Origin of the sequence: Streptomyces spongiae (assembly GCF_009377185.1) — a bacterium.
GTDB lineage: Bacteria > Actinomycetota > Actinomycetes > Streptomycetales > Streptomycetaceae > Streptomyces > Streptomyces spongiae.
Window position 1 is genome coordinate 1 of record NZ_VJZC01000190.1, and the last position, 16,191, is coordinate 16,191.

A 16,191-nucleotide genomic window follows, 5' to 3' on the forward strand; every position below is an offset into this window, starting at 1 on the left:
CGCACGTTCGGACCATCAGCTTAACGTCGGAGGTGCGTCAGGGTGTGGATGACGTGTCGACGCCGGACGGGGCCACACCGGCCCCTTCACCGTAGTGAGCCCACGTCCCCGTACGCCTCTCCCCCGAGCTCGAATCCCGCCGTGCCCGCCGTCGCGTCGGCGAGCCACGCGCGGAAGGACTCGACGTCGGCGTCCGGGAGGCCGATCTCGATGGTGACCGCCTCGCCGTAGCGCACGTCCCGGACCTCGCGCCCGGTCGCCCGCAGGTCGTTCTGCACCTTGCCCGCGCGCTGGTGGTCCACGGTCACGGTCGCCAGGCGGAAGCGCCTGCGGGTGATGGTCCCGAGGGTGTCCAGGGCTTCGCCCACCGCGCCCCCGTACGCCCTGATCAGCCCGCCCGCGCCCAGCTTGACCCCGCCGTAATAGCGGGTGACGACGGCGACGATGTACCGCGTGTCCCGCCGCAGCAGCATCTGGAGCATGGGGACGCCCGCGGTGCCGCCGGGTTCGCCGTCGTCGCTCGCCTTCTGGACGGCCGCGTCGGCGCCGATGACGTACGCGTAGCAGTTGTGGCTGGCGTCGGCGTGCTCCTTGCGGACGCCTGCGACGAAGTCCTGGGCCTCCTGTTCGGTGGCGGCCGGGCCGAGCGCGCACAGGAAGCGGGAGCGGTTGACCTCGGTCTCGTGCACGCCCGCGCGGGCGACGGTGCGGTACTCGTCCTGCATCCGGCCAGCCTATGCGCACCCGTCAGGGCGCCTTGCCTCCCCTCGGTACGGTCATCGCCGTCAGCGTCGCCGTGCCGCGGGCGAGGTCCTTCCAGGAGTGGCCGTACCACTCGAGGACGGCGATCGCGGAGGTCGGGAACTTCGTGCGGACGGCGTCCAGGGCGTCGTCGAGGTCGTCCCCTGCCAGGTCCAGGACGAGTTCCTCCAGGCCCGGGTTGTGCCCGACGAGCAGCAGCGTCGCCGCCTCGTCGGGTGCTTCGCGCACGACGTCCAGCAAGTCCGGCACGTCGGCCGCGTACAGCCGGGGGTCGTGGCGTACGGGTGGCGGGGCGCTCCACTCGGCGGCCGCGAGGTCCCAGGTTTCGCGGGCGCGCCGGGCCGTGGAGCACAGGGCCAGGTCGGGCAGGCGGTCGGCCGCGGCGAGGGCGCGTCCGGCGGCGGGGGCGTCGCGGAGGCCACGCGGTCCGAGGGGGCGGTCGTGGTCGGGGACACCGGCGGGCCAGGCGGACTTGGCGTGCCGCAGGACGACGAGCCTGCGCGGCGTGCCCGCTCCGGTGTGCGGGCCCGGGCCGGTCGTGTCAGTCATGGTGCGGCTCCGATGTCGCGGGTGAGGTCGAGGCCGAGGAGACGGTCGGCGTAGGCGTACGTCTCGAAGCGGGCGCCGTCGGACAGGTCCTCGGCGTGCTCCACGCGACGCAGGACGTCGAGGACGGCGGGTACGTCCAGGTCGTCCTCCCACGCGGTGCGCAGGTCCTGGTGTACGGCGTCGGGGACGGGGCGCGACGGGCGGGTGGCCCAGGTGGCGACGGCCTTGCGCCAGCGCGTGAGGGTCGTACGGGCCTCCTCGGCACTCGCGCCGGGATCGGCGGGCTCGGTGCGGGGAACGGCCAGCAGGGCGAGCCGCAGGACGGAGGCGTCCGCCGTGCCCGCAGCCGGGGCGACCCGGACGTGGATGCCGTCCTCCGGCGCGGGGGTGTCCGGTCCGGCCACGTGCAGGGCACGGCCGGTGACCGGGGCGGTGGTCTCGGCCGGGCGGATACCGAGGGCGTCTGCTCGCTCCCGCAGGTCAGCGGGTGGGTCGGCGATCGTGAGGGCGGGGACCCGGCCCAGTTCCAGGGCTCGGGCGAGCACGTCGGCGACCAGCAGCACGCGCAGGGACGAGGTGTCGGCCCCGGTCACGTGTGCCTGGACGCGGGTGAGGGTCCGGCGGACCTCGGTGGGTGCGCCGGTGCGGGCGTCGGTGATGCACAGCACGGGGTGAGCGTAGGCCGGAAGGGCGCCCGAGGGCACCTGGAGCGCCCGGAGGCACCCGGTCGGCGCTCGCGGGCGGGCCGGCGATCACGCCGGTTTTCCGGGAATCGCAGGGCATCCCGCGCTGTTGCCGCCGTCGAGGGCCTTTCGCGATTCGAGAGCGGAGACAGGACATGTACGGCGACCCGGCCACGATCCGCAAGATCCTGACGGAGCTCGGTGACACCTGGGCCGTCGTCGGCCTGTCCACCAACCAGCACCGCGCCGCGTACGGCGTCGCGGGTGTCCTCCAGCGCTTCGGCAAGCGCGTCGTGCCCGTCCACCCCAAGGCGGAGACGGTCCACGGCGAGCAGGGCTACGCCTCCCTCTCCGACATCCCCTTCCCCGTCGACGTGGTCGACGTCTTCGTCAACAGCGATCTCGCCGGTCCGGTCGCCGACGAGGCCGTCCGGATCGGCGCCAAGGCCGTCTGGTACCAGCTCGGTGTCGTCGACGAAGCCGCGTACGAGCGCGCCCGCGCCGCCGGTCTCGACATGGTCATGGATCGCTGCCCCGCGATCGAGATCCCGCGCCTGGGCTGAGGACCCGCTTCGCCTGGTTCGATGGCCGCGTACGGGAGTTGAGCCGTTCCGCGCCCAAGACCCTGGGCATGGCCCACGATCTCGTCGGCGTAGCCTGTGACGGTCAACGCGGACATCATCGAGGTGCCCATGGAGATCGTGCGGGACCCTGCCGACGCCGGCTGGAGACACGACGGGCCGATCCCCGGGTTCGGCTTCGACCCGCCGGAGGCGCCCGTCACCGGCTTCGAGATAGGGGAACTGGCCGCGCTGCGCCGCCGGATGGACGAGGGCCGACTGGAACGCTTCCACCGGGTCGAGTCCCACGCGCTGATCCTCATCACCGAGGGCAGTGGTGAGCACACCGTGGACTTCGTGACCCACCCCTGCCGGCCCGGCACGCTGCTGTGGGTGCGGCCGGGCCAGGTGCAGCGCTTCGGCCCCGCCGACGCGGTGAACGGCACGCACCTGGTGTTCACCCCTGCCTTCCCGCCCCGCTTCACGGGCGCCGACCGTCTGCTCACCAGTTGGCACGGGCCCACCTGCCGACAGTTGGGCGCCGGTCGCGAGTACGCCGTGATCTCCTCGTTGCTGGCCCAGTTGACCGCCGAGTACTCCCACCCGGACGGCACGGTCTCCGCCGAGATCCTGCGGTTCGTGCTGGCGGCAGTGCTGTTGCAGATCGACCGGCTGCCGGAGCCGGGCGCGGAGTCCGGTGCGGGTGGCAGCGAGGTGTACGCCCGCCTCATCGCCGAGCTGGAGCGCAGCTACGCCAGCACGCGCCGTGCCGAGGACTACGCGCGCCGGCTCGGCTACACCGTCAAGACCCTGACCAGGGCGTGCCTCGCGGCCACCGGGGAGTCCGCGAAGCACGTCATCGACACCCGTGTGGCCCTGGAGGCGCAGCGCCTGCTCGCCCACACCGACGAGCACGTCGCTGTCATCGGCCGCAGGCTGGGCTTCAAGGAACCCACCAACTTCAGCAAGTTCTTCACCCGCCTCGCGGGCACGACGCCGGGTGACTTCCGGGCCGCGCACCGCGACGGCGGGTGAGGGGCGGACTCAATTGCGATGGGCTCTGCCCCGACGGGCTCTGCCTCAGGAACTCGCCACGCGGCCGCGGGTCACCAGCTTCCTCAGCAGCGGCCAGGCCAGCAGCAGCACGATCACCGCGTACACCGTCACCGCGAAGGGTGTGTTGACCAGTCCGGTGACGCTGCCGTCGCTGATCTGCAGGGCGCGCCGCAGCTGCTGCTCGGCGTTGGGCCCGAGGATCACTCCGATGACGGCGGGCAGGACCGGCAGCCCGTAGCGCCGCATACCGAAGCCGATCAGGCCGATGATCAGCAGGATCACCAGGTCGATCACCTCGCCGCCGACCGCGTACGCGCCGACCGCCGCGAAGAACAGGATCCCGGCGTAGAGGTACGGCCGCGGGATGCGCAGCAGCTTCGCCCACAGCGGGGCCAGCGGCAGGTTGAGCGCGAGCAGCAGCACCATGCCGACGAAGAGCGAGGCGATCAGGCCCCAGACCAGGTCGGGTTCACGTTCGAAGAGGAGCGGGCCCGGCTGGATGCCGTACTGCTGGAAGGCGGCCAGCATGACGGCCGCGACGGCCGTGGTGGGCAGCCCGAGGGTCAGCATGGAGACCAGGGTGCCCGCCGCCGAGGCCGACGCCGCCGACTCCGGTCCCGCCACGCCCTCGATCGCGCCCTTGCCCCACTCGTCCTTGTGCTTCGACAGGCGCTTCTCGGTGACGTAGGAGAGGAAGGTGGGGATCTCCGCGCCGCCCGCCGGGATCGCGCCGAACGGGAAGCCGATGAACGGGCCGCGCACCCATGACTTCCAGGTCCGCTTCACATCGCCGCGGCCGAGCCAGGGGCGGCCCACCGGGATCGGCTCGCCCGTGGTGCGCCGCAGGTGGGCGGCCACCCACAGGGCTTCGCCGATCGCGAACAGACCGACCGCGACGATCACCACGTCGATGCCGTCGGCGAGTTGGAGCGAGCCGAAGGTGAGGCGCTGCTGGCCGGTCATCTGGTCCAGGCCCACCAGACCGATCGTCAGGCCGATGAGCAGGGAGGCCAGTCCTCGGATGCGGGACGAGCCGAGCACGGACGTCACGGCGATGAACGCCAGCACCATGATGGCGAAGTAGTCGGGCGCGCCGATGTCCACGGCCAGGTCGGCGACCGTGGGCGCGAGCGCGACCAGCAGGATCGTGCCGACCATGCCGCCCGCGAAGTGGCCGATGGCGGCGGCCGCGAGCGCCTGTGCGCCGCGCCCGGACTTGGCCATCGGGTTGCCCTCCATGGCCGCGACCACGGCAGCGCTCTCGCCGGGGGTGTTGAGGAGGATGGAGGTGGTCGAACCGCCGAACATCGCGCCGTAGTAGATGCCCGCGAACATGATGAACGCGGCGACCGGGTTCAGCCCGTAGGTCACCGGCAGCAGCAGCGCGACCGCCATCGCGGGGCCGATGCCCGGCAGGACGCCGATCGCCGTGCCGAGCAGCACGCCGAGGGCCGCCCACAACACGTTGACGGGGGTGAGGGCCGTACCGAAGCCGTCCATGAGGGAGTTGAGGGCGTCCATGTCACAGCACTCCCATCAGGGGACCGCCGGGCAGCGGCACTCCGAGCAGGTTGTTGAAGATGGCGTAGGTCGCCAGGGAGAGGACCGCCGCGATGAGTGGGTCACGGTCGAAGCGGCGGCTGCCCAGGGCGAACGCCGCGCCCCAGAAAAGGAGCGCGCCCGCTACGGGGAAGCCGAGGGGGTCGATGAGGACGGCCGCGCCGAGGAAGACGCCGGCGAGCAGGGCGACGGTGCGCCAGTCGGCGGGTTCGGACAGGTCGATGTCCTCGCCGGTCTCGGCCTGGCCGCGGCCGCCGCGCAGCACGTCCACGGCGAGCAGGGCGGCGATGACCAGGAGCCCGACGCCGACCACGAGGGGCACGGTCTTCGGGCCGACCGGTCCGCGCTGGGCGATCTCGACGTCCATGGTGAGCGCGTCGGTGAGGACGAGCACGCCGAGGACCAGCAGCATGGCGCAGACGCCGAGTTCGGAGTGGTCGCGCAGCCAGGAGCGGCGCTGGGTCGTGGGCGCCGGGGAGGTGTCGGTCGTTTCCGTCGTCACAGTCCCAGCTCCTTCAGCACCGACACCACGCGCTTGTCCTGGGCGACCAGGAAGTCGCCGAACTTGTCGCCGGTGAGGAACGCGTCGTCCCAGCCGTTCTGCTTCATGGACTTCTGCCATTCGGGCGAGTCGTGGAGTTTCTCGATGAGCCGGGTGAGCTTGTCCCGCTCGCTGTCGGAGAGGCCGGGTGGGGCGACGATGCCGCGCCAGTTGGTGAAGTTCACGTCGTAGCCCGCCTCTTTGAGCGTGGGCGCGTCGAGGCCGTCGACGCGCTCGGGGCCGGTGACCGCGAGGAGGCGCAGCTCGCCCGCCTTGATCTGGTCGAGGTACTCGCCCACGCCGGAGACACCGAAGGCGACCTTGTTGCCGAGGATCGAGGCGAGGAGTTCGCCGCCGCCGTCGAAGGGGACGTAGTTGACGTCCTTGGGCGCGATCCCGGCGGCCCGCGCCATCAGCATCGGCGCGAGGTGGTCGGGTCCGCCGGGTGAGGAACCGCCGCCCACCGGGAGCTTGCCGGGGTTCTCCTTCCAGGCGCCGATGAGGTCGTCGATCGTCTTGTACGGGGAGTCCTTGGCGACCACGACGACGTCCTGCTCCTCGGTGAGCCGGGCGATCGGGGTGGTGTCGGCGAGGGTCTTCGGCGCGTCGTTGGAGCGGACGGCGCCGACGACGCCGAGGCCCATGGACATGGCGAGCTTGCCGTTGCCGTGCTCGCTGACCAGCCGGGTCAGGCCGACGGTGCCGCCGGCGCCGGGCAGGTTGAACACCTCGATGTTGTGGGTGAGCTCGGCGTCCTCGGCGTTCTTCGCGGCCGTACGGGCCGTGATGTCGTAGCCGCCTCCGGGCGTGTTGGGGACCATGAAGCGCAGGCCGGGGATCTGCGTGCCGGTCTCGTTGCCGCTGCCGGTGGTCAGCAGCGGCGGACCCACGAGCACGAGCACGGCGGCCCCGGCCAGGGCGAGGGGGGCGCGCAGGCGCACGAATGCCACCACCTGTCTGAAAAGTCGTCGCGGGTGTGGGGAACCCCGTGGGGGGAGGGTGATGTGCGTCACAGCATGCCCGCACGTCGGCGGCCTGTCTCTCTTGCGGAACCAACGGTGGTTGTGGTCTTTGCGGTCACTCCGTGCGGCGGCGGGGCGGGCAGGCTACCGGGAGGGTGCGTGCCGGAACAGTCCCCGCAGGTCTCTTTCCTCCGCCGCAGGCGAGGGCCATGATGGGGCGACTCGGGAGACGAGCCGCCCGGGTCGTGTCAGTGGTGGAGTTTGAGTCAACTGTGGTCGCCACGTTCCGTCGCCATACCCTCGCGGGCCAGATGCTGGTGCTCCAGCTCGCCATCGTCGTGATGGTGCTGCTGGCCGTCGCCGCTGTCTCGCTCGCGCAGTCGGAGGCCACCTTCAACCGGGTCGAGGGCCGCCGGGTCGCCGCGCTGGCCGAGCAGTTGGCCGCCAATCCCCTGGTGCGGAGCCAGCTCGGGCAGCCGGGGCCGCGGGAGGCGCTGGCCGCGCTGGTGCAGTCCACGCGGGTGCAGTCCGGCGTCACATCGGTCACCGTGGCCGTCGCGGACGGCCGTGTCGTCAGCTCGACGAATCCCACGGTGGTCGGCGACCGGCTTCCACTGGGGGAGGGAGTGGCCTCGGGGCGCGGCTGGTCCGGCTCGCTGACCTGGGACGACAGCCACGAGCTGGTCGCGCAGGTACCGGTGCTCGGGGCGATGGAGGACAACCTCGGGCAGAACCTGGGCACGGTCATGATCGGCGAGGCGTCCCCGACGGTGTGGCAGCGGCTCAGCGGGGCGTCCTCGTACCTGCTGGCCTACCTCGGCATCGCCAGCGGTCTGGGCCTGGCCGGGTCCTGGCTGCTGTCCCGGCGCGTCAAGCGGCAGACGCTGGGGCTGGAGCCGCGCGAGATCGCCGGTCTGGCCGAGCACCGGGAGGCGATGCTGTACGGCATCGCGGAGGGCGTGATCGCTCTGGACCCGCAGCACCGGCTCACCCTCGTGAACGACATGGGGCGGCGCCTGCTGGAGCTGCCTGAGGACTGCGTGGGCAAGAGCCTGTCCGACCTGGGCATCGAGGGCCGCCTGCGGGACGTCCTGACCGGCGCCCGCGAGAAGGCGAACGACGAGAAGGCGAACGAGAAGAAAGCGGACGAGAAGAAGGCGGACGAAGCGACGACGGCTCCGCGGGACGCGGTCGTCATCCGGCACGGGCGGGTGCTCGTGATGAACCGGATGACCGTCACCAAGGACGGCCGCCCGCTCGGCTCGGTCACCACCCTGCGGGACCGAACCGAACTGGCCCGGCTGGAACGGGAGATCGGCTCCTTCCGCAGCTCCTCCGAGCTGCTGCGCGCCCAGGCCCACGAGTTCGCCAACCAGTTGCACACCATCTCCGGGCTGATCGAGATCGGTGAGCAGGACGAGGTGGTGCGCTACATCCGCGCGCTGAACCAGCGCCGTCAGTCGCTCGACATGACGCTGACCCGCCGGGTGCGGGACACCACGGTCGCCGCCCTGCTGATGGCGAAGACGTCCCTCGCGGCCGAGCGGAAGGTCACTCTGCGCATCTCCGACGACACCGCCCTCGACCGGCTGACACCTCAGGACGCCGCCGACGTGGCGACCGTGGTCGGCAACCTCGTCGACAACGCCGTCGACGCGGCCACCGCGGGCGAGCGGGCCGACGGGGAAATCGCCTGGGTGGAGGTCGAGCTGCGGCAGGACGCCGCCAGTGTGGAGATCGTCGTACGCGACTCCGGCCCGGGCATCGCGCCCGAACTCGCCCACGAGGTCTTCGTCCACGGTTTCACCACCAAGGCCGCCGAGGAGGGCGAGCGCGGTATCGGCCTCGCCCTCACCCGGCTCGTCTGCGAGCGCCGGGGCGGGGAGATCGCCGTGGCCAACACGCCCGACGGCGCCATGTTCACCGCCCGCATGTCCGTGAGCCACCCCGCCGGCGCGGTGGCGGAAGGAGCGCCCCGATGAGCCCGCTGCCCGCGACGACTCCGACGAACGGCACGAACCACATGAACAGCGCGAACGGCATCACTGGCATGAACGTGACGAGCGACGCCATCGACGTTCTCGTCGTCGACGACGACTTCATGGTGACCCGGGTCCACCGCACCTTCGTCGAACGCGTCGAGCCGTTCCGTGTGGTCGGCACGGCCGGCACCGGTGAGCAGGCGATCGCCGCGGTCGACGACCTCCGCCCCGACCTGGTCCTGCTCGACCTCTATCTCCCGGACATCTTCGGCCTGGACGTCATCCCCCGGCTGCGCACGGCCGGGCACGACTGCGACGTCATGGTCATCAGCGCCGCCCGCGAGGCCGACGCGGTGCGCGGCGCCGTCCGGCACGGCGTGGTGGACTACCTCCTCAAGCCCTTCGAGTACGAGGACCTGCGCGTCCGCCTCGAACGGTACGCCGCCCAGCGCGGCCGGCTGCTCACCACCGTCGTCCGGGGCCAGGCCGACGTGGACCGCGTCCTGGCCGGAGCGTCCGCGCAGAGCCCCGGCAACACCCTGCCCAAGGGCCTCAGCGTCGAGACGGCCGACATCGTCGAACGCGCCCTCCGCGCCACCGACGGCACCCTCTCGGCCACCGAGTGCGCGACCGCCACGGGCATCTCCCGCGTCAGCGCCCGCCGCTACCTGGAGTACTTCCACTCCTCCGGCAACGCCGACGTGTCCCTGCGCTACGGGGCGGCCGGGCGGCCGGAGCGGCGGTACAGCTGGCGCGGCTGACCGGGCACGGGTCAGACGTGTGCGACGACGGCGACGGGGACGGTGGCGTGGTGCAGGACGGCGTGGGTGACGGGCCCGATGTGGGCTCCGAACGGGGCTCGGCGGAAGCGGCGGCCCACGACCACGAGGGACGCCTCCTGGGACGCGTCCACGAGATGGTGAGCCGCCTTGCCGGGGCGGGCCTCCTCGACGACCTCGACGGCGGGGATCTTCTGCTTCCAGGGGCGCAGCACCTCGGCCAGCACGGCGCCGTCCCACCGGCCCAGCTCGGCCTCCAGCTCCCGGTGCTCGGGGATGCCGTGCGCGAAGTGGGGCGGCGGCTTCCAGCAGTGGACGACTCTCAGGGCCGTGTCGCGCCGGGCCGCGGCGTCGAAGGCGAACCCGATCAGGGTGTCGTTCGGCCTGTCGGTGTCGAGGCCGAGGACCACCGGCCGGTACGGGGTCGCGGCGGACGGGATGCCCGCCTGGTCCCTCAGGTGCTCGTCGGCGGCCTGCTCCTCGGCCCGTACGAGCACCACGGGCACCGTCGCGTGCGCGACGACGGACTGGCCGACGGAACCGACCAGGAAGCCGCCGATGCCGCTCAGGCCGCGGGACCCGATGACCAGCAGCTCGGCGTCCTTCGTCTCCTCGGTGAGCACCTCGGCGGCCGCGCCGGAGAGCTGTCCGACGATCACCTCGACAGCCGGGTGGCGCAGCCGGATGCCCTCCGCCGCCCTGCGGGGAGCCGGTTCCCTCCACTCGTGCTCGATGTCCGCGCCCAGCAGCGGGGCCTGCCCCATGGGTTCCGGGACCGGTTCCCAGACGTTGACGAGCCGCAACGGCAGCCCTCGGAGACCGGCCTCACGTGCCGCCCACTCGGCGGCGGCCATGCTCTCGGGCGAACCGTCGAGCCCGACGGTGACAGTGCGTGACATCGTGCGCACCTCCCTGGCCGGAGGGTTCGGTTCGGCACCCGTGCGGATCGAGTACCCGCAGCCGGGGAACGACCCGCATTTTCCCGTTGAAGGCGGACGGCCCATGGCGAGTAAAGGGACTCGGAGCGACGCTGGAGGTGGCAGGTCCGTACACCCCTGTGGAGGCACCGCCATGAACGCTCCCCCCGCCACCCCCATGTTCCGCGCGCTCCCCGCCGAGCACCGCCAACGCCTGATCGCCATGGCCCACCAGGTGGCCATCCCCCAGGGCACCCGGCTCTTCGAGGAGGAGGGCCGCGCGGACCGGTTCTGGGTGCTCCGCACCGGCACGGTCGACCTCGACATGCGGGTGCCGGGCCGTCGCGCGGCGGTGATCGAGACCCTGGGCTTCAACGACCTGGTCGGCTGGTCCTGGTTGTTCGCCCCGCACACCTGGCACCTGGGCGCCGAGACGACGAGCCCGGTCCGGGCGTACGAGTTCGACGCCGTGACCGTGCGCGCCCTGTGCCAGGAGGATCCCGCGTTCGGGCTGGCCGTCGCCGAGTGGATCGGTGGCATCCTCGCCCACCGGCTGCGGTCGGCGCGGACCCGGCTGCTGGACCTGTACGCCCCGTACGGCAGCGGTGGTCGCTGACCCGGTCAGCTGCCACCGCCTCGACGCGGACTTGGAGTCACCGTGCACAGCACCCCCCGCATCGTGAGCGACGTGATGACCCACACGGTCGCGGCCGTCGGCCGTGGGGCGGGCTTCAAGGAGATCGTCCGGCTGCTGGAGCAGTGGAGGGTCAGCGCGCTGCCCGTCCTGGAGGGCGAGGGCCGCGTCGTCGGAGTCGTCTCCGAGGCGGACCTGCTGCCGAAGGAGGAGTTCCGCGCCAGTGAACCGGACCGGCCCGTCCGGTTCGGCCGGCTGGCGGACCTGGCCAAGGCCCGGGCGGTCACGGCCGGGGAACTGATGACGAGCCCGGCTGTCACCGTGCACGCGGACACCACGCTCGCCGCGGCGGCCCGCACCATGGCGCACGCCAGGGTCAAACGGCTCCCCGTCGTCGACGACCACGGCCTGTTGGAGGGCATCGTCAGCCGTGCGGACCTGCTCAAGGTGTTCCTCCGGGACGACGAGGACATCGCCGAGGAGGTGCGGCACGAGGTGGTCTCGTATCTGTTCCCGGCACCGTTGTCGCCGGTCCACGTGGCCGTCCACGACGGCGTCGTCAAGGTCACCGGCCGTGTCAGGGACGCGGCACTGATCCCGGTGGCGGCCCGTATGGTCCGCGCCGTCGAGGGCGTGGTGGACGTCGAGTGCGATCTGACGGGCCCGCACCGCACGCCGGAGGCGTACTGACCACCAGGGCCCACTTCGCCCTCCGTCAGACCGGCAGCAAGCGGGTCACCAGCTCCCCGAGACGACGGGCGTTGCGGCACGCGTGCATGTCGACGACCTCGGCGTAGTCGTGGGCCGCCGAGTCGCCGGTCGACCAGTAGGCGGGCCCCTCGGGGTTGAGCCAGTGGACGCGGCGGGCGCGGGCGGCGATGCGCCGGAGGGCCGGCACGTTCGGGTCGAAACCGTTGGTGCGGGCGTCGCCCAGGACGAGTACGGAGGTGCGCGGGCCCACCGCGTCGAGGTGGCACTCGGCGAACTCGCCCAGCGCGGAGCCGTAGTCGCTGCTGCCGTGCCAGCCGGACACGGCGGCCTCGGTGGCGATCCTCTGGCCCAGTGCGGCCGGGTCGGCGGCGCCCGTGGTGATGAGGTGGGTGACCTCGTCGACGCGGTTGACGAACGCGTACACACGGACCCGGCTGAACTGGTCGCGCATGGCTTGGACCAGCAGCATCGTGAAGTTCGCGAACCCGGCGACCGAGCCGGACACGTCACACAGGAGCACGATCTCCGGGCGGGCGGGCCGGTGTCTGCGGTACGCCGGGCGCAGGGGCACTCCCCCGGTGGACAGGGAGCGGCGCAGCGTACGGCGTATGTCGATCTGGCCGCGGGCCGCCCTGCGCCGGCGGGCGGCGAGCCGGGTGGCGAGTTTGCGGGCCAGCGGCTGGAGGGTGCGGCGCAGTTCGGCGAGCTGCTCGCGGTTCGCGACGAGGAAGTCGATCTGGTCGGCGCTCGGGGCGATGGCCCGCCGGGCGATCTCGTCGGTGCCCCGGCGCTCGGCGACCCGCCGCCTCGCCTCGCCGCCGACCCGGCCGCGGTAGTCCTCGATGCGGCGCCGGATCTCGTCCGCTTCGAGCCGTTCGGTGAAGTCGCCCGGGCCCGCCCCACCACCGCCTCCGGTGCCTCCCCCGCGGCCGGCGGCGAGGATGCGGGCGAGCAGTGTCTGGGGGCGGAGCCGGTCGAGTGTCTGGTGGGCGGACCAGCCGCCGGTGCCCGAGCCGGCCGAGCCGTAGGCACCGAGCATGTCCACGGCCTCGCCCGCGAGCTGGGTCAGGGCCGTCGCGTCGTTCGCGGCCAGGGCCTCGGCGAGGCGGTCGCGCAGCTCGGTCACGTCCGCGGCGGGCGCGGCGCGGGTGGCCGCCAACTCGCCCATGCCGAGCGGGAAGTACAGGTCGAAGGTCGCGTCGAACACGGCGCGCTGCCGGTCGGCCCGCAGCAGCGCGGCCGCCAGGCCCTCGCGGATCCGCTCCCGGTCGGCCAGGCCCAGCACCTCCAGGACGGCCGCCGCGTCCACGGTCTCGGCCGGACCGACCCGTATCCCGTGGCCGCGCAGCGCCCGTACGAAGGCGGTGAGCCGCTCGGGCAGCACGGTGCTCGCCGGGGCGCCCTGCGTGCTCATACCAGGGTCAGCCCCTGGGCGGCCTTGGCGATGTCGTCCTGGTGTTTGAGGACGACGCCCAGGCTCGTCCGGACGACCGACTCGTCGAGGGTGTCCGCGCCGAGCGCCAGCAGGGTGCGCGCCCAGTCGATCGTCTCGGCCACCGAGGGCGCCTTGCGCAGGTCCATCGCGCGCAGGGCGCCGATCACACGGACGAGCGAGTCGGCGAGCACGGCGTCCAGGCCGGGCACCTTCAGCCGTACGATCCGCTGCTCCAACTCCGCGTCGGGGAAGTCGAGATGGAGGAAGAGACAGCGGCGGCGCAGTGCCTCGGACAGTTCGCGGGTCGCGTTCGAGGTGAGGACCGTGAAGGGGCGCTGCGTGGCGGTGATCGTGCCCAGCTCGGGGACGGTGACCTGGAAGTCGCTCAGCACCTCCAGGAGGAGGCCCTCCACCTCGACGTCCGCCTTGTCGGTCTCGTCGATGAGCAGCACGGTCGGTTCGTCGCCGCGGATGGCGGTGAGCAGGGGGCGGGTGAGCAGGAACTCGTCGCTGAAGATGTCGGTGCGGGTCTCGTCCCAGGTCTCGTCGCGGCCGGCGGTGATGCGCAGGAGCTGCTTGGCGTGGTTCCACTCGTACAGGGCGCGGGACTCGTCGATGCCCTCGTAGCACTGGAGCCGGACCAGCCGGGCGCCGCCGACGCGGGCCACGGCCTTGGCCAGCTCGGTCTTGCCGACGCCGGCCGGGCCCTCCACCAGCAGGGGTTTGCCGAGCCGGTCGGCCAGGAACACAGTGGTGGCGACCGCGGTCGAGGCGAGGTACCCGGCCTCCGCCAGCCGCTCGAGGACGTCGTCCACGGAGGAGAAGAACCCGGTCGCGTCGCCCCTGGGACGGTCTCCCTGCTCGGCCATGTACCCGACTCCCCCCTCGCCCGGCGTACGGTGCGTCGTCCGGTCCTGCGTGCGGTACGTACACAAGTTACCAAGCGGTCGCTTCGCGCGCGCCCCCGTCGGCCGAACGTTCACGGTCACTCCACCGTCACGAGACGCCCGACGAGATCGCTCCACCCGGCCTCCAGCCGCTCGAGCGTCATCCTGCGACGCTCGATGAGGTGATCGACAAGGGTGATGTCCAGGTATCCCAGAAGGGTCTGCGCCAGGAGCTCGATGTCGCCCTTCGCCCCCGACTGGCGCAGGAGCATGCAGATGTGGCTCAGCCGGAGGAGGGCCGCCCCGCCGGTGTGACGGCGGGAGACATCCGCGCGGGCCGCCAGGTACAGGTCGCGGTGGGCGTACTCATGCCGGATCACCGCCGCGCCGAAGGCCCTCAGTCGCTCGACGGGCGGCGCGCCCGGACCGAGCGGGGGCGGTCCGGTGAGGAACGCGCTCTGCAGCTCCCGCTCGTGATGGTCGAGGAGCGCCAGAAGCAGCCCGGTGCGGTCGCCGAACCGCCGGAAGACGGTGCCCTTGCCGACCTCGGCGGCGGTGGCGACGGCTTCCATCGTCAGGTTGGCGGCCCCGCACTCCCCCGCGAGGCGGGCGGCCACCTCCAGCAGCCTGGTGCGGTTACGCGCCGCGTCGGCCCGCAGTCGTGGCTGGTCAGTGGGCGTCAGGACGAAATCCATCAGCCCGTCGAAGGGGTCGTGCTCCTGGGACACGGGGAGGGGCGGCAGCGGCTCGGTCATGAAAAGAGAGTAACGCTCACCACAGACAAGTGGACCGCGGTCCGGATAGGTGCTACAAATTTCAACGGACCCCGGTCCGTTTAACAACCTCGGTCCGCTTGACCACCCCGGTCCGCTCAGATCGCCATCGTTTTTTGCTAGGAGTCAGCTCATGTCCGTTCGCATCCTCGCGCTCGTCGGCAGCCTCCGTGCCGGTTCGCACAACCGTCAGCTCGCCGAGGCCGCCGTCAAGCACGCCCCCGAGGGCGTCGAGATCGAGCTGTTCGAGGGTCTCGCCGAAGTGCCGTTCTACAACGAGGACATCGACGTCGAGGGCAGCGTCCCCGCCGCCGCGATCCGCCTGCGCGAGGCCGCCGGACAGACCGACGGCTTCCTGTTCTTCTCCCCCGAGTACAACGGCACGATCCCGGCCGTCCTGAAGAACGCCATCGACTGGCTGTCCCGCCCGTACGGCGCCGGCGCGCTGTCCGGCAAGCCGGCCGCCGTGGTCGGCACGGCGTTCGGCCAGTTCGGCGGTGTGTGGGCCCAGGACGAGACCCGCAAGTCCGTCGGCATCGCCGGCGCCACGGTCCTGGAGGACGCCAAGCTCTCCATCCCCGGCTCCGTGGTCCGCTTCGCCGAGACCCACCCGGCCGACGACACCGAGGTCGTCACCGGTCTGACCCAGGTCCTGGAGCAGCTCACCGCCTCCGCGGGCTCGGCTGCCGCCTGATTCCGGGCGACGCGCGCAACACACGGCTGCGCACGCCACCCACGGCTGCGAAAGCCACCCACGGCTCCGGGCGGAGGCACACGGCCTCCGCCCGGAGCCGTTCCGCGTACCCGCCACGTACCCGCCATGTACCCGCCCGGCGCTCAGTCGTGCTCGGGCCGCTCCGTGAGCCGGTGGTCGGCCAGGCTCAGGGCCTCGTCCACCACGCGGCGCAGATGGCCGTCACGCAGGGAGTAGATCACCCGCCGCCCCTCCTTCCGGGTGCCCACGAGTCCCGCGAGCCGGAGCCGCGCCAGATGCTGGCTCACCGCCGGGCGCGCCGCGCCACACGCCTCCGTGAGCGTGGTGACGTCGGCCTCCCCTCCGGTCAGCGCGTGCAGGAGGGCCAGCCGCGTACGGTCGCCGAGCAGCCCGAGGAGTTCGGCGGCCAGCGCGAACTGCTCCTCCCCGGGCGCGCTCGGGTGACCGCCCGGCCCGCTCCCGGTGTGCGGCTGCGCATCATGCGCAGATGACAGGTGCATGCGTGCGCTCATACGCACATAATGGCCCTGTGGGCGCGAGCACGTCCACTCCCGCGTACCGCACCTCCCGCGCACCGGAAGGGGAACGACGTGAGCGACCGCCACCACGAGCACGGGAACGGGCACCCACATGGGCATGCCCCCGAGCACGACCACGGCCACTCCCGGCACCATCACCCACACGC

At 72.3% G+C, this 16,191-nt stretch carries 18 protein-coding genes; 7 read left to right on the forward strand and 11 right to left on the reverse strand.

All coding sequences use genetic code 11. The features are described 5' to 3' along the window. Positions 1-86: 86 nt before the first annotated feature. The 3 genes from FNH08_RS24150 to FNH08_RS24160 are packed head-to-tail and all read right to left on the reverse strand — an operon-like array spanning position 87 to position 1,979. The gene (locus FNH08_RS24150) at positions 87-725 is read right to left on the reverse strand and encodes a YigZ family protein (protein ID WP_152773640.1); all 639 of its coding nucleotides are present in this window, start codon (positions 723-725) and stop codon (positions 87-89) included. Positions 726-747: 22 nt separating this feature from the next. Further along, the gene (locus FNH08_RS24155) at positions 748-1,311 is read right to left on the reverse strand and encodes a SixA phosphatase family protein (RefSeq protein WP_152773641.1); all 564 of its coding nucleotides are present in this window, start codon (positions 1,309-1,311) and stop codon (positions 748-750) included. Continuing rightward, positions 1,308-1,979, reverse strand: a complete 672-nt coding sequence (locus FNH08_RS24160) for a cysteine--tRNA ligase (protein WP_322725240.1) — start codon at positions 1,977-1,979, stop codon at positions 1,308-1,310. The genes FNH08_RS24155 and FNH08_RS24160 overlap by 4 nt, the downstream gene beginning before the upstream one ends. A 170-nt stretch (positions 1,980-2,149) precedes the next feature. On the opposite strand from FNH08_RS24160, the gene FNH08_RS24165 reads away from it, so the two are divergent. Together FNH08_RS24165 and FNH08_RS24170 are read left to right on the forward strand one after the other, a co-directional pair. Continuing rightward, the gene (locus FNH08_RS24165) at positions 2,150-2,557 is read left to right on the forward strand and encodes a CoA-binding protein (RefSeq protein WP_152773642.1); all 408 of its coding nucleotides are present in this window, start codon (positions 2,150-2,152) and stop codon (positions 2,555-2,557) included. A gap of 129 nt (positions 2,558-2,686) precedes the next feature. Further along, a complete protein-coding gene (locus FNH08_RS24170; RefSeq protein WP_152773653.1) occupies positions 2,687-3,589 on the forward strand; it encodes a helix-turn-helix domain-containing protein in 903 nt (300 codons plus the stop codon). Between the two features lie 45 nt (positions 3,590-3,634). Here the strand turns inward: FNH08_RS24170 and FNH08_RS24175 are convergent, their stop codons facing one another. From FNH08_RS24175 to FNH08_RS24185, 3 genes are read right to left on the reverse strand one after another with little or no spacing between them, the layout of a single operon-like run. Further along, positions 3,635-5,131 (reverse strand): tripartite tricarboxylate transporter permease, encoded by a 1,497-nt coding sequence (locus tag FNH08_RS24175; RefSeq protein ID WP_152773643.1) that lies wholly within the window; start codon positions 5,129-5,131, stop codon positions 3,635-3,637. A 1-nt stretch (position 5,132) separates the two neighbouring features. Beyond that, positions 5,133-5,672 carry a tripartite tricarboxylate transporter TctB family protein gene (locus FNH08_RS24180; RefSeq protein WP_322725244.1) on the reverse strand — a complete coding sequence of 180 codons (540 nt, stop codon included), beginning with the start codon at positions 5,670-5,672 and terminating at the stop codon, positions 5,133-5,135. After that, on the reverse strand, positions 5,669-6,652 hold the full coding sequence (locus tag FNH08_RS24185) for a Bug family tripartite tricarboxylate transporter substrate binding protein (protein WP_322725246.1): 984 nt from the start codon (positions 6,650-6,652) through the stop codon (positions 5,669-5,671). The genes FNH08_RS24180 and FNH08_RS24185 overlap by 4 nt, the downstream gene beginning before the upstream one ends. Before the next feature lie 293 nt (positions 6,653-6,945). Here FNH08_RS24185 and FNH08_RS24190 point away from each other — a divergent pair, with 293 nt between their 5' ends. Both FNH08_RS24190 and FNH08_RS24195 read left to right on the forward strand, forming a co-directional pair. After that, entirely contained in the window at positions 6,946-8,655 is a 1,710-nt protein-coding gene (locus tag FNH08_RS24190) for a sensor histidine kinase (protein WP_322725247.1), read from the forward strand. A 68-nt stretch (positions 8,656-8,723) separates the two neighbouring features. Then, the gene (locus FNH08_RS24195) at positions 8,724-9,416 is read left to right on the forward strand and encodes a response regulator (protein WP_194238585.1); all 693 of its coding nucleotides are present in this window, start codon (positions 8,724-8,726) and stop codon (positions 9,414-9,416) included. A gap of 11 nt (positions 9,417-9,427) precedes the next feature. On the opposite strand, the gene FNH08_RS24200 is transcribed toward FNH08_RS24195, so the two are convergent. After that, positions 9,428-10,333, reverse strand: a complete 906-nt coding sequence (locus tag FNH08_RS24200) for a universal stress protein (RefSeq protein WP_152773645.1) — start codon at positions 10,331-10,333, stop codon at positions 9,428-9,430. 172 nt (positions 10,334-10,505) lie between these two features. Here FNH08_RS24200 and FNH08_RS24205 point away from each other — a divergent pair, with 172 nt between their 5' ends. Together FNH08_RS24205 and FNH08_RS24210 are read left to right on the forward strand one after the other, a co-directional pair. Continuing rightward, positions 10,506-10,967 carry a Crp/Fnr family transcriptional regulator gene (locus FNH08_RS24205; RefSeq protein WP_152773646.1) on the forward strand — a complete coding sequence of 154 codons (462 nt, stop codon included), beginning with the start codon at positions 10,506-10,508 and terminating at the stop codon, positions 10,965-10,967. Between the two features lie 42 nt (positions 10,968-11,009). After that, positions 11,010-11,675: a CBS domain-containing protein gene (locus FNH08_RS24210; RefSeq protein ID WP_322725248.1), complete on the forward strand. Its 666-nt coding sequence runs from the start codon at positions 11,010-11,012 to the stop codon at positions 11,673-11,675. Positions 11,676-11,700: 25 nt separating this feature from the next. On the opposite strand, the gene FNH08_RS24215 is transcribed toward FNH08_RS24210, so the two are convergent. From FNH08_RS24215 to FNH08_RS24225, 3 genes are all read right to left on the reverse strand, one after another. Further along, on the reverse strand, positions 11,701-13,110 hold the full coding sequence (locus tag FNH08_RS24215; RefSeq protein WP_152773647.1) for a VWA domain-containing protein: 1,410 nt from the start codon (positions 13,108-13,110) through the stop codon (positions 11,701-11,703). Next, entirely contained in the window at positions 13,107-14,000 is an 894-nt protein-coding gene (locus FNH08_RS24220; RefSeq protein WP_152773648.1) for an AAA family ATPase, read from the reverse strand. Before FNH08_RS24220 ends, FNH08_RS24215 begins: the two co-directional genes overlap by 4 nt. 116 nt (positions 14,001-14,116) lie before the next feature. Next, on the reverse strand, positions 14,117-14,773 hold the full coding sequence (locus FNH08_RS24225) for a TetR/AcrR family transcriptional regulator (protein ID WP_152773649.1): 657 nt from the start codon (positions 14,771-14,773) through the stop codon (positions 14,117-14,119). 151 nt (positions 14,774-14,924) lie between these two features. Between FNH08_RS24225 and FNH08_RS24230 the strand changes: the two genes are divergently transcribed. Further along, positions 14,925-15,485: an NAD(P)H-dependent oxidoreductase gene (locus FNH08_RS24230; protein WP_152773650.1), complete on the forward strand. Its 561-nt coding sequence runs from the start codon at positions 14,925-14,927 to the stop codon at positions 15,483-15,485. A 143-nt stretch (positions 15,486-15,628) separates the two neighbouring features. Here FNH08_RS24230 and FNH08_RS24235 read toward each other — a convergent pair whose 3' ends face one another. Beyond that, positions 15,629-16,018 (reverse strand): ArsR/SmtB family transcription factor, encoded by a 390-nt coding sequence (locus tag FNH08_RS24235; protein ID WP_152773651.1) that lies wholly within the window; start codon positions 16,016-16,018, stop codon positions 15,629-15,631. Positions 16,019-16,191 lie beyond the last annotated feature (173 nt).